Origin of the sequence: Bacillus sp. ChL18, from assembly GCF_026241425.1 — a bacterium.
GTDB classification, from domain to species: domain Bacteria; phylum Bacillota; class Bacilli; order Bacillales; family Bacillaceae; genus Bacillus; species Bacillus velezensis.
The window spans coordinates 364,765-387,873 of the sequence record NZ_JAPHWE010000001.1; the positions used below are offsets into that span (position 1 = coordinate 364,765).

Annotated in this window: 21 protein-coding genes and 3 pseudogenes; 20 read left to right on the plus strand and 4 right to left on the minus strand. The window is 40.8% G+C overall.

The genetic code is table 11. The features are described from left to right. The first annotated feature begins 70 nt into the window (after nt 1-70). The 6 genes from OQ477_RS01965 (at nt 71) to manA (ending at nt 7,724) form a co-directional block, all read left to right on the plus strand. Nucleotides 71-955 carry a LysR family transcriptional regulator gene (locus OQ477_RS01965; protein ID WP_265971219.1) on the plus strand — a complete coding sequence of 295 codons (885 nt, stop codon included), beginning with the start codon at nt 71-73 and terminating at the stop codon, nt 953-955. Nucleotides 956-1,022: 67 nt separating this feature from the next. Then, nucleotides 1,023-1,505, plus strand: coding sequence for a Cys-tRNA(Pro) deacylase (gene ybaK, locus OQ477_RS01970; RefSeq protein WP_265971220.1), 483 nt, complete (start codon nt 1,023-1,025; stop codon nt 1,503-1,505). A gap of 46 nt (nt 1,506-1,551) precedes the next feature. Then, nucleotides 1,552-2,469, plus strand: a complete 918-nt coding sequence (locus tag OQ477_RS01975) for an MBL fold metallo-hydrolase (protein ID WP_265971221.1) — start codon at nt 1,552-1,554, stop codon at nt 2,467-2,469. A gap of 229 nt (nt 2,470-2,698) precedes the next feature. Next, entirely contained in the window at nt 2,699-4,651 is a 1,953-nt protein-coding gene (locus OQ477_RS01980; protein WP_265971222.1) for a BglG family transcription antiterminator, read from the plus strand. A 152-nt stretch (nt 4,652-4,803) separates the two neighbouring features. Then, nucleotides 4,804-6,762, plus strand: a complete 1,959-nt coding sequence (locus OQ477_RS01985) for a fructose-specific PTS transporter subunit EIIC (RefSeq protein ID WP_265971223.1) — start codon at nt 4,804-4,806, stop codon at nt 6,760-6,762. 14 nt (nt 6,763-6,776) lie between these two features. Beyond that, a complete protein-coding gene (gene manA / locus OQ477_RS01990) occupies nt 6,777-7,724 on the plus strand; it encodes a mannose-6-phosphate isomerase, class I (protein ID WP_265971224.1) in 948 nt (315 codons plus the stop codon). Between the two features lie 95 nt (nt 7,725-7,819). On the opposite strand, the gene OQ477_RS01995 is transcribed toward manA, so the two are convergent. Then, nucleotides 7,820-8,545: a MurR/RpiR family transcriptional regulator gene (locus OQ477_RS01995; RefSeq protein ID WP_007612737.1), complete on the minus strand. Its 726-nt coding sequence runs from the start codon at nt 8,543-8,545 to the stop codon at nt 7,820-7,822. A 236-nt stretch (nt 8,546-8,781) separates the two neighbouring features. On the opposite strand from OQ477_RS01995, the pseudogene OQ477_RS02000 reads away from it, so the two are divergent. The 10 genes and pseudogenes from OQ477_RS02000 to OQ477_RS21005 all read left to right on the plus strand — a co-directional run. Beyond that, nucleotides 8,782-9,581 (plus strand): annotated as a pseudogene (locus OQ477_RS02000) (Cof-type HAD-IIB family hydrolase). A 32-nt stretch (nt 9,582-9,613) separates the two neighbouring features. Continuing rightward, nucleotides 9,614-10,417, plus strand: a complete 804-nt coding sequence (locus tag OQ477_RS02005; RefSeq protein ID WP_265971225.1) for an HAD-IIB family hydrolase — start codon at nt 9,614-9,616, stop codon at nt 10,415-10,417. Nucleotides 10,418-10,675: 258 nt separating this feature from the next. After that, entirely contained in the window at nt 10,676-10,927 is a 252-nt protein-coding gene (locus tag OQ477_RS02010; protein ID WP_025285029.1) for a DUF2651 family protein, read from the plus strand. Nucleotides 10,928-11,144: 217 nt separating this feature from the next. Then, a complete protein-coding gene (locus OQ477_RS02015; protein ID WP_265971226.1) occupies nt 11,145-11,645 on the plus strand; it encodes a DinB family protein in 501 nt (166 codons plus the stop codon). A 163-nt stretch (nt 11,646-11,808) separates the two neighbouring features. After that, nucleotides 11,809-12,330 carry a streptothricin N-acetyltransferase SatA gene (gene satA / locus OQ477_RS02020; protein WP_094296053.1) on the plus strand — a complete coding sequence of 174 codons (522 nt, stop codon included), beginning with the start codon at nt 11,809-11,811 and terminating at the stop codon, nt 12,328-12,330. Nucleotides 12,331-12,442: 112 nt separating this feature from the next. Next, nucleotides 12,443-12,505, plus strand: coding sequence for a tetracycline resistance efflux system leader peptide (locus OQ477_RS21000; protein WP_416346525.1), 63 nt, complete (start codon nt 12,443-12,445; stop codon nt 12,503-12,505). Nucleotides 12,506-12,538: 33 nt separating this feature from the next. Further along, nucleotides 12,539-13,915, plus strand: a complete 1,377-nt coding sequence (tet, locus tag OQ477_RS02025) for a Tet(L)/Tet(K)/Tet(45) family tetracycline efflux MFS transporter (protein ID WP_265971227.1) — start codon at nt 12,539-12,541, stop codon at nt 13,913-13,915. Nucleotides 13,916-14,013: 98 nt separating this feature from the next. Beyond that, the gene (locus tag OQ477_RS02030) at nt 14,014-14,232 is read left to right on the plus strand and encodes a hypothetical protein (protein WP_031378922.1); all 219 of its coding nucleotides are present in this window, start codon (nt 14,014-14,016) and stop codon (nt 14,230-14,232) included. Nucleotides 14,233-14,396: 164 nt separating this feature from the next. Then, on the plus strand, nt 14,397-14,933 hold the full coding sequence (locus OQ477_RS02035; protein ID WP_263612078.1) for an AAA family ATPase: 537 nt from the start codon (nt 14,397-14,399) through the stop codon (nt 14,931-14,933). A gap of 259 nt (nt 14,934-15,192) precedes the next feature. Then, nucleotides 15,193-15,831, plus strand: a pseudogene (locus tag OQ477_RS21005) (isocitrate/isopropylmalate family dehydrogenase); the annotation flags it as partial. Nucleotides 15,832-16,027: 196 nt separating this feature from the next. Here the strand turns inward: OQ477_RS21005 and OQ477_RS02050 are convergent. The 3 genes and pseudogenes from OQ477_RS02050 to OQ477_RS02060 form a co-directional block, all read right to left on the minus strand. Further along, a complete protein-coding gene (locus tag OQ477_RS02050) occupies nt 16,028-16,915 on the minus strand; it encodes an AraC family transcriptional regulator (RefSeq protein ID WP_265971230.1) in 888 nt (295 codons plus the stop codon). 313 nt (nt 16,916-17,228) lie between these two features. Continuing rightward, a pseudogene (locus tag OQ477_RS02055) lies at nt 17,229-17,361 on the minus strand (phage terminase large subunit); the annotation flags it as partial. 139 nt (nt 17,362-17,500) lie between these two features. Beyond that, on the minus strand, nt 17,501-17,983 hold the full coding sequence (locus OQ477_RS02060; protein ID WP_265972402.1) for a stress response protein YvgO: 483 nt from the start codon (nt 17,981-17,983) through the stop codon (nt 17,501-17,503). Between the two features lie 740 nt (nt 17,984-18,723). On the opposite strand from OQ477_RS02060, the gene OQ477_RS02065 reads away from it, so the two are divergent. The 4 genes from OQ477_RS02065 to OQ477_RS02080 all read left to right on the plus strand — a co-directional run bounded on the left by OQ477_RS02065 (nt 18,724) and on the right by OQ477_RS02080 (nt 23,100). Beyond that, the gene (locus tag OQ477_RS02065) at nt 18,724-19,428 is read left to right on the plus strand and encodes a response regulator transcription factor (protein ID WP_080130360.1); all 705 of its coding nucleotides are present in this window, start codon (nt 18,724-18,726) and stop codon (nt 19,426-19,428) included. Nucleotides 19,429-19,431: 3 nt separating this feature from the next. Then, nucleotides 19,432-20,880 carry a sensor histidine kinase gene (locus OQ477_RS02070; protein ID WP_265971233.1) on the plus strand — a complete coding sequence of 483 codons (1,449 nt, stop codon included), beginning with the start codon at nt 19,432-19,434 and terminating at the stop codon, nt 20,878-20,880. Then, nucleotides 20,877-21,989, plus strand: coding sequence for a WD40 repeat domain-containing protein (locus tag OQ477_RS02075; protein WP_265972404.1), 1,113 nt, complete (start codon nt 20,877-20,879; stop codon nt 21,987-21,989). Before OQ477_RS02070 ends, OQ477_RS02075 begins: the two co-directional genes overlap by 4 nt. Nucleotides 21,990-22,263: 274 nt before the next feature. Continuing rightward, entirely contained in the window at nt 22,264-23,100 is an 837-nt protein-coding gene (locus OQ477_RS02080) for a polysaccharide deacetylase family protein (RefSeq protein ID WP_265971235.1), read from the plus strand. Nucleotides 23,101-23,109 lie beyond the last annotated feature (9 nt).

Consider the following 23,109-nt stretch of genomic DNA (forward strand, 5'->3'; position numbering starts at 1 on the left):
CAATGTGTCTAATTTATAATAACTATAGAATTAATGCGTGTAGGTTATGAAGAAAGGGGAGAAGGAGAAAATGGAGCTTCATCAAATTGACAACTTCATTGCGGCGGCAACTCATCAGCATTTCACAAATGCGGCAAAAGAAAGGATGATTTCTCAGCCTGCATTAAGCCGATCGATTATCAGGCTCGAAGAAGAATTAGGCGCGCCGTTATTTTACAGAGAGACAAAAGCCGTCCGGCTGACAAGGCACGGAGAGCAGTTCTTAATAAAAGCAAAACAAGCGAGACGAGCTTTAAATGAAGGCGTTGAACAAGTGAAAAAGAATATGAGCCTGGAACACGGCGAAATATCTGTATCTTTTCTTCATACACTCGGGCTGCGCTTAATGCCTCAGCTGATTGCCGAATTTAAAAAGCTATACCCAAACGTGACCTTCCGGCTTTATCAAGGCGCAAATGAAACGCTTCGCAAAATGGTGGAAACGGGAGATGCGGATATCTGTCTCACCTCCCCGCCGCTTCCCAGCGAGCTTTTACAATGGACAGTGCTGGAGAAAGAGCCTCTTTATGCGGTGCTTCCTGAGAACCACCCGCTTGCAGGAAATAAAAGCATTCAAATGAAAGAGATGCAGGACGAGGATTTTGTGGGTTTTAAACCGGGATACGGGCTGAGGTATATGTTTGATCTGATGTGCCGGGATTTGAATATACACCCGCATCTCGCATTTGAAGGAGAGGAAGTGTCAACCATATTAGGGCTGACCGCCGCGGGTCTGGGGGCTGCAGTGCTGCCGAAAACCGCGGAGCATTCATACTTTCCGGTCGTTTTTCTTCCGGTTGCAGATTACCAATGCGAACGCACCATAGCGCTAGCCCAGCTGAAAAACCATGCTCTCTCTCCCGCTGCTGAGCGTTTTAAACAGTTTGCACTTGAGTATTACAAAGCACGCAACTGAGCGGTCATTTTATTAAAATCGAAGTTGAAAATAAAGCAGAAAGAAATACAGAAAACGGAGGAAAACCATGGCGAAAAAAACAGTGAAAACAAATGCTGTCCGTATCATTGAGCAGCAAAACATTCCCTATGAGCTATTAGGTTACAAAACAGAAGGGGGACAGCCCGCAGACGGTCTTTCCGTTTCACAAAAAATCGGATACGCTGCCGAATATGTTTATAAAACCTTAGTAGCATCTGCAGGAACAGATCGTTATTACGTCTTTGTCATTCCCGTTGCAAAAGAACTGAATCTGAAAAAGGCTGCGAAGGCGGCAGGTGAGAAGAAAATAGAAATGATTGCCATGAAGGACCTTTTGGGAGTAACCGGCTATATGCGCGGCGGCTGCTCTCCGATCGGCATGAAAAAAAGGTTTCCGACTTTTATTGATAGATCCGCTGAAACACTGGAGTTTATGATTGTCAGTGCGGGGAAAATCGGAATGCAGCTGAAAGTAGCGCCTCAAGATTTAGCCGAAGCAAGCGGGGCGGTATTTACAGACATTGTATAAATGTCCGATGAATCTAATGGAATACACGTGTCAAGGGAGAATGATAATGAAAAAAAGATATAGAAACTTGAATGGCGTGAAGAATGAACATGGATTCAGGGACATGTTGAAATGGATGAAAGAACGAAGAGAGAAAAGTAAAGACTTAAGCGAGAACATTCCGAAAGCGGTCACTAGGGATGTCCGTGATGTTGCCGTCAATCGGACGGAAACCGCCATAACATGGATCGGCCATTCTTCATTTCTGATCCAAATACAGGGGCTTAACATAATGACCGACCCTGTATGGGCGCGGCGGATGGGTTTTCAAAAACGGCTGACAGAGCCGGGATATGAATTGAGCGAACTGCCTGACATTGATGCCGTGCTCATTTCACATGGGCATTATGACCATCTTGATTTTCCGAGTATAAAAAAACTGAGAGGAAACCCGGATTTTTACGTGCCTGCGGGACTGAAAAAGCTGTTCAACAAAAAAGGCCACAAAAACGTTCATGAAATGAATTGGTGGGATCGTTTTGAAATGCGGGGAGTGAATATATCATTTGTTCCGGCCCAGCACTGGACACGGAGAACGCCTTGGGATACCGATACCTCTCATTGGGGAGGCTGGGTCATAGAAAGCGAAAACGGCGAATCCATCTATTTTGCAGGAGATACAGGCTATTTTGAAGGCTTTAAAGAAATCGGAGAGAGGTTTCGTATTAAGGCGGCTCTGATGCCCATCGGAGCATACGAACCGGAATGGTTTATGCAAGTGTCACATATCAATCCGGAAGACGCCGTGAAAGCGTTTTTGGAGTTGAAGGCTGACAGCTTCATTCCCATGCATTACGGGGCATTCCGGCTTGCTGATGATACAGGCCCGGAAGCATTAAGCAGACTGCACGGCGAGTGGGACCGGCTTGCATTACCTCCTGAAAACCTGAAAGCATTAGCGCTTGGCGAAACATTTTGGCTGTAACAGCAGGTTTTCGCTGCCGACACCAATCGTTTAAAGACGGTTGGTGTTTTATTGTCAATCAAAGGTGAACAGCCTCTGTATAAAACATGATTTTTCCGGAACCTGCGGTAAAAAACAAAACTTTTTACTCATTTGTTTCACTATAAAATGAAAACGGTTTCGTGCGCGCAGTATATTTAACCTATCACAATTGCTCCAGCAGAAACGGACAGGAAGGATAGAAAAACAGATGAAATACATGAATTCAAGGCAGAAAAAGATTTTGTATCTGTTGTTATCTGAACCTGATGACTACTTAGTTGTGCAAGATTTCGCAGACAGGGTCCGCTGTTCTGAAAAAACGATCAGGAATGATTTGAAAACGATTGAAGATTTCCTGAATGAACATGCTCAAGCTCAGCTGATCCGCAAACCGGGATTAGGCGTCTATTTACATATATCTGAACAGGAAAGGTCACGGTTAAGCCGGCAAATTTATAATGAGCACTTTACATGCAGGCACAAGACCGATGAAGAAAGAATACTTCACATCGCTTATGATTTATTAATGAATTCAAAGCCCGTTTCCGCAAAAGAAATTGCCGCACAGCATTTTGTAAACAGAGCTTCCATTAAAAAGGATGTAAGTGCGGTTGAAGAGTGGCTGAAGCGATTTGATCTCACGCTGGTTTCTAAACAGCGGCTCGGCTTAAAGATTGAAGGGGACGAAAAAAACAAAAGAAAAGCATTGGCGCGAATTTCAGATTTGATTGATAATACGGAGTTTACAAGCCAATTTATAAAAAGTAAGTTTTTAAGTCATGAAGCGGACTTTGTGAGAAAAGAAATCAAGTTATTACAAAAAAACCATTCTATCTATTTTACGGATGAAACATTTGAAAGTTTGCTGCTGCATACATTGCTGACTATCCGCCGTATCAAAATGAAACAGCCGGTCGCCATTTCTGCAAGACAGCTGGACGCGGTAAAAAAGAAGAAAGAATATGAATGGACACTGGCTTGTTTAAAACGGCTTGAGCCGGTATTTGCCATACGGTTTCCTGAGGAAGAAGCCGTCTATTTAACTTTACATATAATAGGCGGGAAAGTCCGCTATCCATCGCAGCAAGAAAAGAAGCTTGATCTTGAAGATTCTGAGCTTTCCAAAGTCGTCAGGCATTTGATCAATCGTGTTTCAGAACTGCAAACGCTGGATTTTCATAAAGACCAGGAACTGATCAACGGATTGAACATTCATCTCGATCCGGTGTTGAAGCGGCTGAGCTATGATCTCTCTGTTTCAAACCCCATGCTTCACGACATCAAAAAAATGTACCCTTATTTGTTTCATCTTATCATTGACGTTTTAGAAGACATCAATCAAACATTTGATCTTTATATTCCTGAAGAAGAGGCGGCCTATTTGACGCTGCATTTTCAGGCAGCGATCGAACGGCTGCGCCGAAGCAGTCATAACCCTAAAAGGACGATCATCGTCTGCCATATGGGCATTGGCATGTCGCAATTGCTGCGGACTAAAATTGAACGCAAATTTCATCACATTACGGTAAAAGACTGTATCGCAAAAGCGGAGCTGACAGAGTATATCAAAAAGCATAAAGATATAGATTTCGTCATTTCTACGATAGGGCTTGGAAATGTAACGATCCCTCATATTGTCGTATCACCGCTTTTGGAGTCTGCTGATGAAAAGAAGCTCAGCGCATTTATGCAACAGCTTGATACATCACACCGCCGGGAGCAAAAAACGTTTAAAATGCTGAACGACACGACTCCGTTTCTCGTTTTTTTACAGCAAGAGACAGAGCACCGTTATCAGGTCATTGAAAAGCTGGCGCAGGCTTTATATGAAAAAGGCTATGTAGAAAAAGAGTATGGCATTCATGCAGTAATGAGAGAAAAAATGTCGGCGACAAATATCGGGGCGGGTATTGCCATCCCTCACGCGAACTCTAAATATATCAAACAATCAGCCATTGCAATCGCCACCTTAAAAGAGCCGATTGAGTGGGGGACGGAAAAGGTGTCGCTCGTTTTTATGCTTGCCGTCAAACACGAAGATCAAAACAAGGTAAAGCAATTATTCAGTGAGCTTTCCTATCTTAGCGAGCAGCCGGCACTTATTCAAAAACTGACGGAAGAAAAAAATGTAATGACGTTTTTATCGTATTTAAACTATTAAAAGCAGGGAATGGCTCCCTGCTTTTTTTCTGTTTATAGGGAAAAATGCCGTTATTTCCGGAACTTATGGTAAAAAAACGCGCTTATCACAGGCTGATTTCAGTATAAAGTTGAGACAAGATCTTGAAATTCAGACTGCAAAGGAGGATTTATATGAAACTGTTAGCGATTACATCATGTCCGAACGGCATTGCCCATACGTATATGGCTGCTGAAAATTTACAAAAAGCAGCCGGCAGATTAGGCGTTGAGATCAAAGTGGAAACCCAGGGCGGAATCGGGGTGGAAAATAGGCTGACCGAAGAGGAAATCCGGGAAGCAGACGCAATCATTATCGCGGCGGACCGTTCGGTGAACAAAGACCGATTCGCGGGAAAAAAGCTGCTGGCTGTCGGGGTTCAGGAAGGCATCCGCAAACCGGAAGAATTAATTAAAAAAGCGCTTAGCGGTGAAGTGCCGGTCTATCAATCTGCTTCAAAAGCTGAATCCGCAAGTCAGCAGGGCAAAAAACAAAACCCGATTTACCGTCATTTAATGAACGGCGTTTCTTTTATGGTTCCTTTCATTGTTGTCGGCGGATTATTGATAGCGGTTGCATTGACGCTTGGAGGAGAAAAAACACCAAAGGGCTTAGTCATTCCGGACGAGTCTTTTTGGAAAACGATTGAACAGATCGGCAGTGCTTCTTTTTCATTCATGATCCCGATTTTAGCCGGGTACATCGCGTTCAGCATCGCTGATAAGCCGGGTCTTGTCCCCGGAATGATCGGCGGATATATTGCGGCATCCGGCAGCTTTTACGACAGTGCAAGCGGCGCAGGATTCCTCGGAGGAATCATTGCGGGATTTTTGGCGGGATACGCGGCGCTTGGAATCAAAAAATGTAAAGTTCCTAAAGCAATACAGCCGATTATGCCGATCATTATTATTCCGGTGTTTGCCTCACTGATCGTCGGTTTGGCGTTTGTATTTCTGATCGGCGCCCCCGTCGCTCATATTTTCGCATCATTAACGGTGTGGCTTGCGGGAATGAAAGGTTCGAGCTCAATTCTTCTGGCATTGATTTTAGGAGCGATGATCTCCTTTGATATGGGAGGACCCGTAAACAAGGTGGCCTTTCTTTTCGGATCGGCAATGATCGGAGAAGGAAATTATGAAATTATGGGCCCGATTGCCGTTTCCATTTGTATACCGCCGATAGGGCTTGGGATTGCGACGTTTTTAGGAAAAAGAAAATTCGCCGCCGCAGAAAGAGAAATGGGAAAAGCTTCATTTACGATGGGCCTTTTCGGTATCACGGAAGGAGCCATTCCATTTGCGGCCCAAGACCCCCTTCGTGTGATCCCGAGTATTATGGCGGGTTCTATGACCGGCTCGGTGATAGCGATGATCGGCCATGTGGGGGACAGAGTGGCACACGGCGGCCCCATCGTTGCTGTACTTGGAGCAGTAGATCATGTATTGATGTTTTTTATCGCTGTAACAGCAGGCTCTCTTGTCACCGCTCTGTTGGTTAATGTACTGAAGAAAGATATGGCGAAATCCCCCGCGCCCGGCGAGGTGCTGCCGTCTGCTGCACCAAATGAAGCTGCAGCGGCAAAAGAAACAAAGGAACCATCTCAGGCTGACAGCCGAAAAGCCGGGATGACCGAAATCAAAAAACTGACTGACATTATCAGTACGGACTTGATTGAACCGCATTTATCCGGCGAAACGAGGGATGACATTATCGATGAAATGATCGAGAAAATGTCCCGTAAAGGTATGCTGCTGTCTGACAGCGGATTTAAGCAGGCCATTTTGAGTCGGGAACAGCAGGGAACCACGGCGATAGGTATGAATATCGCCATTCCGCACGGAAAGTCTGAAGCCGTCAAAACGCCGGGTGTCGCATTCGGAATAAGACGTTCGGGTGTTGACTGGAACAGCCTTGATGGTTCTGATGCAAAACTGATTTTTATGATTGCCGTACCGAAGGAAAGCGGCGGAAATCAGCATCTGAAAATATTGCAGATGTTATCCCGAAAACTGATGGATGACAGCTATCGGGAAAGGCTGCTCTCCGTTCAGACAAAAGAAGAGGCGTATGAGCTTCTGGAAGAAATCGAATAAAGCGGGGGATGATCATGTCTACTGAACCGATATTTTTCAATCCGGTTTTCAAAGAAAGAATTTGGGGAGGCGCCGCCCTGCGTGATTTTCACTATAATATTCCGTCCGAGCGGACAGGGGAGTGCTGGGCCTTCGCCGCTCATCAAAATGGACAGAGCACAGTTCGAAACGGCATGTATAAAGGATGTACGCTCGGTGAATTGTGGGAGCATCACAGAGATTTATTCGGAAACCTTGAAGGAGACCGTTTTCCTCTTCTTACAAAAATTTTGGATGCGGACCAAGACCTGTCCGTTCAGGTGCATCCGAATGATGACTTTGCCAAAATGCATGAAAACGGAGAACTTGGAAAAACCGAATGCTGGTATATCATTGATTGTGCAAAAGATGCGGAGATCATTTTCGGCCACAACGCAACAACAAAAGAAGAACTGATATCCATGATTGAGCGCGGAGAATGGGACGGGCTCCTGAACAGAGTTAAGGTAAAGCCGGGAGATTTCTTCTTTGTTCCAAGCGGCACCGTTCACGCGATTGGAAAGGGCACACTTATTTTAGAGACGCAGCAAAATTCAGATACGACTTACAGATTGTATGATTACGGAAGAAAAGATGCGGACGGCAGGATGCGCGAGCTCCATTTGGAAAAAAGTATAGACGTGATAGACGTTCCATCTGTCCGTGAACGGCCGACCGTTCACTATAAACAAACAGATGATCTGCTGGCAGCTGTTTTAATAGAATGTCCTTATTTTTCAGTCGAAAAGTGGGTTGTAAAAGGTGAAGCAAATCTATTCCAGCATCATCCTTTCCTTCTTGTCAGCGTGATCGAAGGAGACGGAATAATGATTGCAGGCGGGCATGAATATCCCTTTAGAAAAGGAGATCATATTCTCCTGCCTTCCGGTTTGGGAGAATATAAACTGGCAGGCCATGCAAATTGTATTGTGTCTCATCTGTGATCCTCAAAACCCTTCTCTAGCATCAGAGAAGGGTTCCTCATCACTTTTGCAAAAATACCGAAATTTCCAGCGTATCAGTGTTTTCGTTCCTGAATTTATTCTCTCAATTTGTATATCTCCCGAGCCATCGATTCAAGTATGTACATAGCGGGGATTTGGGTGGTGACATTCGCATTTTCAACCCATTCTTCCGTCACGTAATATGAAATATTCACATCGGACATTTTGGCAATGGTTGAATGTTTATGATTTGTAATACTGATGACCCGGCTGCCTTCTTGTTTCAGCTGATTCAGATGAGTCACCGTAGAATCTCCTTCACCTGAAACCGATAATGCGATCGTGATGCTGTTATGACGGAAATGGGAATGGGCCGGAAAGTAAGGATCTTTAATATACATTGAAAGTTTCCCTAAGCACGAAAAATATCTGGCTCCGTATTCGGCGAGAATTCCCGAACTTCCCACTCCGATAAAAATGACACTTTCTGCATCGGCCGCAAGGGCTGCTGCTTCCTTCAGCTTTTCTTCCATCCCTCCGCTTACTGTTCTTTCAAAAAACTCGGCAACGGAATGGTGGGGACTCTTTAAAATCGTTTTTTTATTTGCCTCCGTATACATTTTCAGCTTCACCTTAAACTCCGAAAACCCTTCACAGTTTATTTTTTTGCAGAAACGTAAAATAGAAGCCGTAGATACATGGGTTTCATTTGCCAATTCACGGATTCGCATATAGACGACTTTCTCGCTGTTTTGGGAGATGTAGTTGTATAAAGAAGTTTCAAGCTCATTAAATGAAGCAATCATTTCGTGTGTGAACATGCAGGGGGATTCTCCTTTTTATGAGAATGGTGAATGTACATCTAATCGTAACATATCATTTTTAAAAGAAACATAGTGTTATATTTATGTGACAAATCACTTTTTGTGTCATTCAAAACAAGACGTCAGCCAATGATTTACGGCGCGAAACAACTGCGGATATAATTCGTTCATACGCTTTATGCATGATCTCTTCAAGGGTCTCTGACAAAAGCGGCCGAAAAAAGGAGGACAATATGAGTATCAAACTGATAGCAGTTGATATGTGAATGATGAAATGGCATATAACAAAGAGCGTTTTATGAATCAGTATCGTGAATTAAAAGCGCGGGGAATTAAATTTGCCGTAGCAAGCGGAAACCAGTATGCGCAGCTTACATCCTTTTTTTCGGAGATCGAAAGTGAAATCGCTTTCGTTGCCGAGAATGGCGCTTTCGTCGTGAATGCCGGAGAAGAATTATTCGCGGGTAACATGTCTGAAGACACTATAAAAGCAGTGATCCGTGCTTTAGAGCAGTATGAGGTGAAAAACGTCATTGTCTGCGGAAAAAAAAGCGCGTATATTCATGAAAATGCCAGTGAAGATGAATATCTGCATGCCAGTAAGTATTATTATGTGTTAAAAAGGGTGCCGCATTTTGAAAACATCGATGATGACATTTTGAAATTTTCCATCAGCTTTCCCGCCGAACATTGTTCCGCACTTCTGAGGCATTTAAAAGACGCCATCGGGTCTTTCGTCACGCCTGTATCAAGCGGGCACGGTGACATAGATCTGATCATACCGGGGCTTCATAAAGCAAGCGGGATGAAGCTTCTCCAGAAACAATGGGGGATAAATGATGAAGAATGCGCGGCCTTCGGAGACAGCGGCAATGATCTGGAGATGGTGTCCGCCGTGAAATACGGAGTCGCCATGGATAATGCGCAGGAAAGCATTAAACAGGCTGCCGCGTATATCACGCAATCAAACAATGAAGAAGGGGTCTTAAATGCGATTGATTCCATCCTCACATGTGAAAAACCCTTTGTCTGAAAAAGACGTTTTAACTGCGGAGGTGCTGAACGATGATTAAATTAGTGATTACGGATTTAGACGGCACATTTTTAAATAATCAAGGCGATTTTGACAGAACGTTATTTGAAAAGACAAAACGAGTAATGGAGGAACAGCATGTCGCTTTCGCCATCTGCACCGGGAAGCAGTGTGAAAGGGTGGAAGCTTTATTCGGAGAAGATGCGAAAGATTTTTGGATTTTAGGAGACAGTGCCACACGTATAAAAAAGAACGGCAAGTTCGTATATGAATCTTTGATCAGCAATGAAGCGGGACTGTCAATTATAGGCGCTTTAGAAAAAATCAGCTGCGGGCATAGCATTATCGCATGCACAAAGATTGGCGCGATCGTAAAAGAAAATCTGTCTGAAAGTGAGATGAAATATGTAAATGCCTCTTATGCACATGTAACGAAAATAACTGATTTTACTGAGATAAAAGACGATTTTATCAAGATTACGGTTCATGATCCCGACGCCAACTGTCCGGAAACGAGAGAAAAGCTGCATGAATTTTTTCACCAATTATATATCGTGGCATCAGAGGATACCTGGATGGACATATCAAATATCGGAATACATAAAGGAACAACAGTACAAGAACTGCAGCGATTATTAGGGGTTTCGGCTGATGAAACAATGGCGTTCGGAGACGGCCGCAATGACAAAGAATTGATGGAAGCGGCATCCTACAGCTTTGCGGTTAAGAATGCCATTGACGAAATAAGAGATGCGGCGCACTTTGTCATCAAATCAAATGAGGAAAGCAGCGTCATGCACACGATTATGAGAATATTAGCGCTGCAAAAACAATGATGGGCTAAAGCCAATGCGGCAGGACTTACTAGGGAAAGAAAAAGCGGGCTATCCTCAGACTTTAATTCACTCCTGATTTACCTAAAATATGTTAAAAATGAATAAATATCTATATTTGACTCGATTGTATTGGTATAATATGTATAAAATGAATGAAACGGCATAATATCAAGATGAAAAAAATCACTTCATATCAGACAAAAAGTAGGAACTTCCTCGTTTTTGAATAAATTGGGAGGTGTTTGTATTAGCCCGCTGTTGAGTCCCGCGTATATCATTCTTATTTTTCTTCCGGCAGCTTCTTTTCTGTTAGGGATATTAGGGTATTTCATCTTTAAAAAAGTATGGATGATGGTTGTTATTGTCTTCATTTTGTCCTTGATATTCATGTTTATTGTAATAGGTGCCGAGCCGACATTTTTCATATGGGTGGCTATGATGACGGGGAGCTGTTTTGTCTCCGGTTCAATCACTAAGACGATATGGACTTTTGCAAAGCGAAAATATTAGACAGAAGAATCCTGTTTGAACAGCTATCTTTTTTTTGTCGATTGAAGAAAAAGAAGGATAGAGTTATCCGTTATGTTCTTATTTTTTGTCTGTTGTTGTCAGATCGGGCTTTCTGTTAAAAATGTCTGTCTATCGTTTTGTTCTTTTTTAACTAAGCGGAGCACTATAATTGAACTGTAGATACATAGAAAAACAAGAAAGGATAAGGAGGATTTTTATGTTTCAAACCTTAGACCATTTTTTGAAATCTTGGGAGTTCGAAGCCGATGCGACACAGAAACTGCTGAATCATCTGACTGATGAATCACTTAAACAAGAAATCACTTCACAACATTGGACTTTAGGCCGTATTGCATGGCATACTGTCGCTGCCATTCACATCATTACCTCAAACACAGATTTAACATTTCACGCTCCGGCTGAAGATTATCCTGTTCCTGCATCGGCGCGGTTTATTGCTGAGAGTTATCATCAAGCCAGTAATGCATTTGTACAGGCGTTAAAAACGCAATGGACTGACGATACGCTTCAAGAATGTGTCAACTTTATTGGTCAGCAATTGCCGAATGGTTCACTTTTGATGTTTTTAATTCAACATCAAAACCATCATCGAGGACAAATGACTGTCCTTATGAGACAAGCAGGTTTACCTGTTCCGGGTATTTATGGTCCGGCAAAAGAGGAATGGGCAACATTCGGTTTGGAAGCTCCGAAATAGGATATTGTTGTAAGGGCTCGAATGAATAGATGATACCAATCGATGTTGGTATCTTTTTTGTTTTAGTCCTAGAGTTATTAAACCGGTATCCATGACATGCAGACGAATCAACAGTTCAAAAGATGTAAATTAAAAGGTCAATAAATGCAGAAAGGTGATTATGATGATAACTAAAATGACGCGATTCAATATGAAAGACTTCAATAAACCAAACGAACCTTTCGTTGTTTCAGGGAGAATCATCCCTTCATTTGAGGACAATGTTTGGACATATACAGAGGAGAAATTTGCTGAACCTTATGTCAAAAAATATGACGATGAAGACATTGATGTCAGTTATATTGAAGCAGAGGATAAAGCTGTCTTTTTTTATTACGCAGAGAACGACTGTGTCGGCCGGAGTAAGCTTCGTTCTAATTGGAATGGATACGCACTGATTGAAGACATTGCCGTTGCAAAAGATTATAGAAAAAATGGTGTCGGGACGGCTTTATTACATAAAGCGGTTGAGTGGGCAAAGGAGAATCATTTATGCGGTCTTATGCTTGAAACACAAGATATTAATGTTTCAGCTTGTCATTTTTATGCCAAAAATAACTTTGTCATAGGAGCGGTCGATACAATGCTTTATTCCAATTTTTCAACAGCAAATGAAATTGCGGTTTTTTGGTACTGTAAATTTTAAAGATAACAGTATTTGATGTTTCGTCATTTAGCGGGTGTGGTCGCAAAGTATTCAAAACATCGGTTTGAAGATTTATAATAAGGTATATCAATCAATGCAGGGGGAGTTATGGATGAAGTGCAAAAAAATGAACAGGGTACATTTAAAAGAGGGAAGCGTATCAACGGCCCTATAAACTGCGTCTGCCCTCATTAATGGAGGGAAAGTTGTGAATACGCCTTATTCACAGTCAGCTTTACGGCACAACCAAGTGTTCATTTGGCTTTGTGTTTTGTCATTTTTCAGCGTATTAAATGAAATGGTTTTGAACGTCTCATTACCTGATATCGCCAACGATTTTCATAAACTGCCGGCGAGTGCAAACTGGGTGAACACGGCCTTTATGTTAACCTTTTCCATCGGAACTGCTCTGTATGGGAAGTTATCAGATCAGCTGGGCATCAAAAAGCTGCTTCTATTTGGAATTATGGTAAATGGCTTCGGGTCGATCATTGGATTTGTCGGACACTCTTTCTTTCCTGTACTCATTCTGGCCCGATTTATTCAAGGGGCTGGTGCAGCCGCATTCCCGGCTCTTGTGATGGTTGCAGTAGTACGCTATATTCCGAAAGAAAACAGGGGTAAAGCATTTGGTCTGATCGGGTCGCTGGTAGCAATGGGGGAAGGCGCCGGACCAGCTATTGGCGGAATGATCGCTCATTATATTCACTGGTCATATTTGCTGCTTATTCCGACAGCAACAGTTATCACCGTTCCATTCCTGATGAAACTGCTGGAAAAGGAAGAAAGAATCAGCGGGCGCTTTGATATGACGGGGATTATATTAATGTCTGCAGGCATCGTATTTTTTCTGCTGTTTACAACGTCATATAGACTATCTTTTCTGATCATCAGTATTCTGGCTTTCCTGATATTTGTGAAACATATTAGGAAAACTCAAAATCCCTTTGTTGACCCTGCACTGGGGAAAAATGTCTTGTTTATGATGGGCGTCCTTTGCGGAGGCCTGATATTTGGCACTGCTGCAGGATTTGTGTCTATGGTTCCTTATATGATGAAAGATGTTCACCATTTAAGTACTGCGGCAATTGGAAGCGGGATTATGTTCCCCGGGACGATGAGCGTCATCATCTTCGGTTACATTGGAGGATGGCTTGTTGATCGGAAAGGTTCTTTATATGTGCTGACCATTGGGATTGCATTGATGTCTTCCAGTTTTTTAATCGCTGCCTTTTTCATAGATGCGACACCTTGGCTCATGACCGTTATAATCGTTTTTGTTTTTGGGGGGCTCTCCTTCACAAAAACGGTTATATCTACAATTGTGTCTGGCAGTTTGAAACAAAAGGAAGCCGGCGCCGGAATGAGTCTGCTTAATTTTACAAGCTTTTTATCAGAGGGGACGGGTATTTCGATTGCAGGCGGTTTATTATCGGTCCGCTTGCTGGATCAAAGGCTGCTGCCTGTTAACGCTGATCATTCCGCTTATTTGTACAGTAATATGCTCATTCTTTTTGCAGGAATCATCGTTATGAGCTGGCTGGTAACCGTGAATGTCTATAAACGTTCGCAAAGAAATGACTAAAAAGGGAAAAGGATCAAACTTGATAAAAGTTTTGATCCTTTTTTTGAGGAGCTTCCTTATTCCGAAACCTTTTGTCGATCAATGAAAGGGGAGTTAAAGTGAATTACATTTATAAGAAAAAGGAAAAGAAAAATGGAAATTGTATCATTTCAATCAGAGATAAATGGGAGAATGCACTTATTGAGTTTGAACAAAAAAATAATCAAATTGAGATCATGATCAATTATCGTAACGAGAAAACAACCAAGTTTTCACTGCCAATCGAGACTTTTGAGAAAGTGTATGAGGATATTAAAATAGGCCGGAGAGAAAGTTAGTCATTCTGTTTGAAAATGACCATGAAGTTCGTAAGCAGTATGGTTTTAACACGCATTTGGATTCCCCTGACAAAGTAAAGGTTTTTGGGGATTTATGTTAAAACAATAGTAAGAACCTTGTGCAGCGGACAGGGAGTTTCGTTGCTTCATAAGGAGAGGGAACTATGAAAAATAAGATTCACATACTGGGAGCCTCCGGAGTCGGAACTTCAACATTGGGAGTTGCATTATCAAAGCATTTGCCTCATACGCATCTTGATACTGATGATTACTATTGGACAGATAAATTCACTAAGAAAAGAGAAATTCCTGAAAGAAGAAAGTTGCTTGAAAAAGACTTGACAATAAATGAGAAATGGATTCTTTCTGGCGCAGTGTGCGGCTGGGGCGATGATCTAAAAAGTTATTTTGACCTTGTCATCTTCTTATGGATTCCGCAGGATATACGGCTTGAGAGATTAAGGCATAGGGAATTTCACCGTTATGGAAACGAAGTGTTAGACGGCGGCAGTAAATATGAACAATCAAAAACATTTTTAGAGTGGGCTTCTTTATATGATAATGCCGGAATGGAAGTTAGAAGCAAAGCTTTACACGAACATTGGATGGCAGATTTATCTTGTCCATTGTTAAAAATTGAAGGAGATTACTCAGTCAATGAAAGAGTTGATCGTGTCTTGGATTATCTGAATTCTAATTAAACTAACGATGGAGATAACTGCAAAATCCAAAAGTCAAAGACGGTTCCGGCCATTTTAACGGAGCTGTTTTTTTATACCGCTTTCAGTTTCTCTGTTGTGAAGTCATTTATTTTCGGCAGCATCCCACAATAGAGAAGTGATTTGTTCTTTGTAAGGAAGTTTTTGGTTAAGTTGCAAGAAACGGAACTCCAATGAGTAGATACACCCTGAAACCTGTCCAGGTTTAAGCTGGTTACCATTGAGTGAAAAGCCATTGCCGCCGGCAAAGACAATACCTGGAATGAAAAGTATTGCAGGGAAAGCTAATTTGGTCATTTACCGTGAAAATACGGAAGGCTTTTACGCTGGCCGAAATATGTATATCGGTTTAGGGGAATGGCAGGTAACCCCGGAAGTGGCTGTATTGACTGGAGTTTTCACTAAAAAGGCGATTACACGTATTGCGCATGCAGCCTTTCAAAGTGCGATGGAACGCCGTAAGAAGGTTACATGGCTCGGGACTCTTTTTGAATACGTGCCGAGAAATGCCGGAACAATACCCTGAAGTGGATGATTATCATATTGATGCAATGACGGTACATTTAGTTCGTCGGCAGCTTGGGGCTTGCACTGTCAATTAATACAAATGGGAAAGCAGGCAATGGCCCAGGCTGCTCACGGTTCAGCACCTGACATTGCAGGGAAAATATTGCGAATCCTATCGTATTATACTTTCAACTGCTATGTTGTTTGAATGCTCAGTACACAGTATCGTGATAAAAAACTGAAAGAAGCAGCGGAATTAATAGAAAACTCACTTCGGGAAACCGTGAAGGCAGGAATTAAAACAGGAGATCTTGGCGGTCAATCATCAACGTCCGACTTTGCAGAAGCAATTGCAGAAAGGATCGGACGTTAAGGCGGAAAATAAGAGGTGAGAAGCAGATCATCAAAACGCAATAGGACACCTCAATTTAGATTTTCAGTAAGAACGGCTCTGCTCATTAAAAAACTCAATTCGTAGATTAGTGGTATCAATAATGCTGCAGATCGGGTTAGTAACTTAAAGAGGAAGGGATGAGACCCCTTCCTTAAAACCTTCAATTCGTCTAATTTCATTGTAAGATATATTGCTTTTTTGAAATGGGTATCCAAATTTCACTTTTAAAAGATGGCGATGTTACATCTTTATGCTCATTCCACAGGATTTCTGGGCCTTCAATTTGTTCATAATGTGACGATGGAAACCATTCGGAATAAATCCGCCCCCATACTTCCTGCAGTGCATCCGGAAATGATCCGGCTGCTTCGAATACAGCCCATGTTGAGGCAGAGACTTCAAGCTGTGATAGGTGATTTGGGCAATGTTTCGTTGTGGCTGCGCCAATATAGTGATCAAGCTCTCCGTTTTCCTCTGTCCGGCCTTCAGAAAAGTTCGTGGATGCACTAATGAGTCCTACAGGCGCTACATTAGAAAGCTCTTTAAGTTGATTGATTGCTGCTTCATCTAAACTTTCCCACATCGATGCAATGTCAGGATTCACGCCTTTGAACAAAATAGGGACTCTTTTTTTAATGCCGACGATGCGAAATGCCTCTTTTTCTTCAATGCGATAGTTCATTTCATTTCCTCCTTTGATTGATAACTGGAATGTCATTCGCGGATAAGCTTTAAGTGAATGGCCATTATGTCTAGCTTCTGATGGTCTTATGCCATGCAGATTTTGAAATGCTCGTGCAAAAGAATCTGGTGAGTGATACCCGTATTTTATTGCAAGATCAATCACCTTTACGCGGCTGTCTTTAAGTTCAAAAGCTGCAAGAGTAAGACGTCTGCGGCGAATATATTCCGATAATGAAATACCTGTAAGGAAGGAAAACATCCTTTTAAAATGATATTCAGAGCAGAAAGCAAGCCTTGATGCTTCTTTGAAATCAATATCGTTCGTGAGGTTTTCTTCGATATACGTTAATGCGCTGTTCATCCTTTTAAGCGAATCCATTTATTTGACCTCCTTTACCAAAAGAATAACAGGAGCGAAATGTATCTACCCGACATTTCGTGCACAGTTTTGCAGGATAACTTATATGTAATAAATTAAGTTATTCACCTGTATTTGTACAGAAAACCACCTAATAACTGCTTGGGTTTCATTGAAGCGGTAAATCCAATGCATGAAAAGATCAAAGATATCCGTGCACCAACAAGAAGGCAGCTTGTCATTTTCAAAGTATCTGATCAAATGAAAAAATAAATCAAGGCAGGCGATACCTAAAGCTAGGATAGAGGCAGCAACACCCAATATGCTTATAGAGCTCCTTATCATCCTTAAAGAAATGTTTAAAAGTCCAATTGTCCTCTCCGACTGGATTTGTTGAAAATGTGAAGCGACAACGTTGAGTAACGAAGACGTCCTAACAGCTCCTTGAATGCCTCATACTTTACTTCAAAAGACGTACAGATTAGACTACATATAAATCTTACTTGTTGATAAGGAACTTTATTTGACTGATCGGCACATAAATTTACTTTCAGCAAAACATCAAAAAGGTGTGCAACTTTATCAGCTGCACACCTTTTTGACTTTTTACGGTTTATAAAATGTGACATGTTTGCCATCTCTGTCAAACCAGCCTCTGAACGCCCAGTTATCCCAGCCGCCATCTCCTTGGTTGGTGAATTCCCCATCTTCAAACACCCAGATCCCGTATACCACTCCATTAAGAACGGCAGATCCATAGAATTTGACGCCTCTGAAGTGATCTTCGTAATTCTGGGCCAAATTAAATACCATGACATTATATTTCTGTCCCGCAGAGTAAAAAGTAGATTCCATCATGTTTTTGACAAAACCCGGTCGGTTTGCGTTCTGCACAACAGCACCTTGGATTGCATTTGCTATGCCGAGGACGTCAAGATTCACATTGAAATTAACACCAGGTATGCCAGTTCCGGCCTTAGGCTGATTAAGGTTCATTGTTTGTTTAACGGCCGGTGTTGATGTAACAGTGGGTTCAGCCTCTTTTTCTTTAGCGTGGGCAAAAGCAGGCAGACTGGAAGCAGCGAGCATCAGAGCGGTGACGGATGTGATTATCTTTTTATTCAATTCAATTCCTCCTTGAGATTTTTAGAGATCCATAGGCCGACAACAGACAACTTATTTCTCGTTTCCTGCTTTATGCCCCCCCTTTCCTTGAACAAAAGTATATAAAGTTTCTCGTTTGGAATAATGATGAAAAATGAGTATTTTCTGTTCGGTCAGAAATCATATAACTGGAAGGGAAAGAAATTATAAAACGGGTCAGATAGATAGGTCATATAAATCAATCGGGTCTTATTTGATAGATTGAATAGTATAAATTTCACTTTTCCAGAATACTTTGTAAGAAGATATCACAATTGTTTTCAATGCGGTCAAAAAGATTCATTTTCAGTGATTTAAAATTAAAATTGTTTTGGTTTTGCATCGCTAATTGCCTTCCTCATAGATCTTTATCATTGACCATTTTTGTTTTCTCTAATTCTTCTATAGTGTATGTAGTAACAAGATCAGCTTGATCATCATCTTTCTCCTTCCATCCTTTCCACACTCGTTGGCCCTCCCCCTTTTCTTTTTTTATCTATTTTCTTTACATTGTACAGATCTACCACTGTTTCATCGTTTAAACAATCAGCACTTGCCTGGCAGGTTACAAGTATCGGAAATGACATTGACAATTCTTGTATAATTCCAAGTTATTAATGAACTCTCTTCAAAGGGTGTTATAATAAACTAAAATTTAAACTAACCATGAATAGGGAATGAATGAAATGTTACATGACACTAAAATACTTATCATTGAAGATGATGAAGCAATAGCTGATCTCCTTTCATACGGGCTTTCACAAGAAGGTTTTCAAACGTGTGCCGCAGCCACCGGGGCTTTAGGGATGAAAAAAATAGATCAATTCAAACCCGATCTGCTGCTGCTCGATTGGATGCTGCCAGATTTCAGCGGATTGGACATCTGTAAAATAGTGACTCATCGCTATAATATCCCTATACTTATGATCACCGCAAAGTCAGATATCACTGATAAAGTACTTGGGTTGGAATTTGGAGCTGATGATTATATTACAAAGCCTTTTGATTTGCGCGAAGTTACCGCTAGAATTCGAACGATACTTAGGCGCCTTGAACAAGCTGACCTCGTAAATAATCAAGAAACGGCTAACGAAAATCATATTCAGTTTAAAAATATTGTGATCATCCCAGATGAAAGAATAGTAAAAAAAGACGGGAACATTGTTGATTTGACTCCTAAAGAATTTGATCTGCTTAAGACCTTGATTGACCATCCGCGGAAAATATTCACACGTTCTGAGCTGTTGGAATTCATCTGGGGGTATGACTTTGCCGGGGATACACGTACGGTAGACACTCATATACAAAGGCTCCGAAAGAAACTGAACGCAAGCGGATTGATTAAAACAGTGTTTGGTATCGGATATAAATTTGAGAAACAGGAGGAATAGAGAGTGTTACATACCATTAAGGGTAAATTCATTATTGGTTTCTTTCTGATTTTCTCTCTTTCTTTCCTTGTACTCAACCAAACGGTCAAAAGCGTGATTTGGTCAAGCAATGAAAAGATTGTGACCTCAGATTTAATAGACTTGAAAAAAAACAGTATCGTGTATATCAACCAGGCATTTTTAATCAATCATTATAAAAACAACGAACTTTACTTCGGTGATATGGCCGATGAAATAGTGGAAAGTCTAACTCATTCAACAGGAAACAATATAGGTGTTTATACCGTAAATGGCACTTTATTGTCTTCTTCTAATAAAACCGTTTTTTCACAAGGTGCTGATGAGGATCTTAAAAAAGCGATTAACGGCAAGAATGCTTACCATATCACTCATGACCAAAATAAAGCAGAAGTGTTTTTCTCTTTTCCAGTTGTCATTGACGGTACAAAAGTCGGCATTTTACGCATTTCCAAAAATTTTAATTTGCTTTACAAACAAAGCGGAGAGATTTTAAATATTATTTTTTATATTGCCCTTGCTATATTTGTTGCAGCGTTTCTATTCTCTTATATCCTCTCGAGACATATCACGATTCCAATCGTTAAGCTGACAGGGGCTACTTCAAAAGTCAAACAGGGAAAATTGGATGTGGATATCCACTTTCATAGAAAAGATGAAATTGGACAGCTTACGATTAATTTTAATGATATGGTTACCAAAATTAGAGATCAAATCTTAACGATTGAAAAAGATAGGGACAGGTTAAGAAAACTTAACGAACAGGAAAAACGTTTTTTTGACAATATGACCCATGAGTTAAAAACACCTTTGACTTCCATACAGGGATATGCTGAAATCATAAAACAAAAAGGTGCATCAGATCAGAAGTTTTTTAATAAAGGAATGAATCATATTGTGGAAGAAAGCCGGCGGCTGCACAATTTGGTCATAAAACTCCTTGAGGTATCCCGAGAAACATCTAAAGATCAATTTAATAGGATAGATGCAGGATCGATATTAAAAGATGTATGTGAATCTATGAAATTTCGGGCAGGGCGATATAAAAAGAAAATCAGGTTTGAAATTGAAGAAGACCTCTATGTATATGGTCAAATGAATAGACTGCGCCAGCTTTTTATAAACCTTCTGGACAATGCGATCAAATACAGTTTATCGAATTCAGCAATCACTATTACGGCAAAAGTTGTTGGAGATCAGGTTCTTTTCATATTCAAGAATCCAAGTGATCCATATGAAGATAACCAATACACAAAAGTGATGGAGCCTTTTTATTCAATTAACCGAAAGGCTGCGGAAGAGGGAAGTCTAGGCTTGGGATTAAGTATAGTTAAAACAATTGCAGAGGAGCATGGGGGAACAATCAAGATGTTCTATAAAAATAATAATACAATTATAAGTATCGAATTAGCTTATATGAAGGTTGAGAAATAATCATGAAGACCAAACAACTTATCATATGGTCAGGGTTAATATTAATTTTCGTCATTTTTGCGGCCAGTTATAATGTGAGAAAGCAATCTGAAACCATTATCATTCCAAACAAGGAAGAGAATCAGACTGAGGTTCAGAAGTCCGGCTCCTTTCATGTTAAGAAAATATATCGTCTCCCCAAGGTTGACCAGTTGCTTGGATGGTCTGCGTCAAACACTGTGGTTGGTTATTTCAAAGGGAATGACACAACTGAACGTTTAGCATCGCATCCTATTCAGCGCCTTTCTTTCCCCTTTGAAAAACCTGAAACTCTTCAAACCATTGAAAGCAACACTGCTGACATAAAAATGTCTCCCGATGGGAAAAACGCTGTCGGATTAACGATTTCAACGGATAGGATCACATTAAATCTAATGTCACTGACGAACAGAAACAAAAAGAAAATAGCCAGCTTTTCTTCTAACAAGGGTGCCTATGTACAAGATATTTCATGGTCAAATAACGGTAAAGATATTTGTTATATTGTCATTGATCCTGCGAAAAATGGAAAGGCCGCGGTCAATGTGTATAATACGGATTCTGGAACTCTCAAAACATATCCATTGAATGATTTAGATGAAAAAGAGTCCCTTATTGCAGCATCAATTTCAGATGACAGATGTCATTTGCTGCTTACAATGTTACATGGGCAACAAAAACGCATTATAACAGGCACCATAACCAATGATGGGATCGTGATTAAGAACAAACGTCAAACTAGTTATGACGAACCTGTTTGGTTAAACAATTACCAATTTTTATTTTTAGGTACCGGAGGAACGTTGTGCAAATACGATTTAAGAAACAGTGAGCTCTCTGTTCTGCTTGAAAATGTGGATGTTTTCAAAATGTCAAATGATCGAAAAAGAATTGCCTACTCTTTATATGGCAAAGACAACACTTATGCAGGAAGACTGCAAGGAAAAAACATCCTGAATGCAGAACCAATATACCACGGTACCAGTCCGTCAGAAATGTATTGGAGTCCTGATGGCAAAAACCTGCTCATTAATGATAAAGACCTGTATTTCTCTTCGGAAAACTCATCATATATCATAGCCTTTAAATAATTGTGATGTAGAGTCTCAAAAACCCGATTTCTGTTTAAAGAAATCGGGTTTTTTTATTATCTGCAAAGGATTACATTCCTTTATATTTCCTGCACGCAAAAAAATTGCAGTTCGTAAGTATCTTTTTTTGTGACATTTTGTTTACAAGTTGATCAAACTTTTGCGATACCCTCAATTTATATTAATAAAAGATTCATTTCTATCAAAGCTTGTCCATTGACGTTTTGTCTATGTGACTAGTTAAAGAAACTATTGCAAATGAGGAGTTGGAAGAATGCCGAATTCACCCAAAAGCAAACATAAATTGCGAATGGAACGATTATTAGGAGTAGGTTTTTGTGTATTTCTTATACTTTGTATAACTTTAGTATGCCTTTCCTGGAATGCCATGGCTGGTCCTAAGCTAGATTCATTAAAAGAAAGGAAAGCCTCTTCTGAGGAGATACACAAAGAGAAGAACAAAAATGCAGCAGAGAAAAAGGAAGGACAAAAAACATCAGCTGAAATCGGAAAGGTTGTCTATTTAACATTTGATGATGGACCAAACCCAGCTGCTTCAGAGAAAATCATGGATTTGCTCGATAAATACAATGCAAAAGGGACGTTCTTTATGTTAAAGCCTAACATCGAGCAAAATACTGATATTGTGAGAAAAATGGTGAAAAACGGTCACTCTGTCGGGTCTCACGGTGTGACGCATCAAGTATCCGAAATCTATAAATCCCCTGAGAGTTTTGAAAAGGAAATGAACGATACGCTTAACTTTATCAAAGAAACAACCAAAACTAAATCACATTTGATAAGAGCACCCTACGGATCAAAACCTTACATTACTGGTCCATTTAGAGAGGTAGTGAAGCGTGACCGGTTTGATCTCTGGGATTGGACAGTTGATTCAGAAGACTGGAAGTACACTCATGGAGAAATGGTAAAGAACACAATCCAACAAGTAAATAACCTAGTAGGGAAAGAACCTCTTGTTGTGTTAATGCATGAAAAACCAACTACCGCAGCTTACTTGGAAGAATTATTAAAGTATTTCAAAGATAACGGCTACGAAATGAAAGCAATTAATGATTCAATAAAACCGGTTCAATTCAGATTCAACTGAATTTCGCAA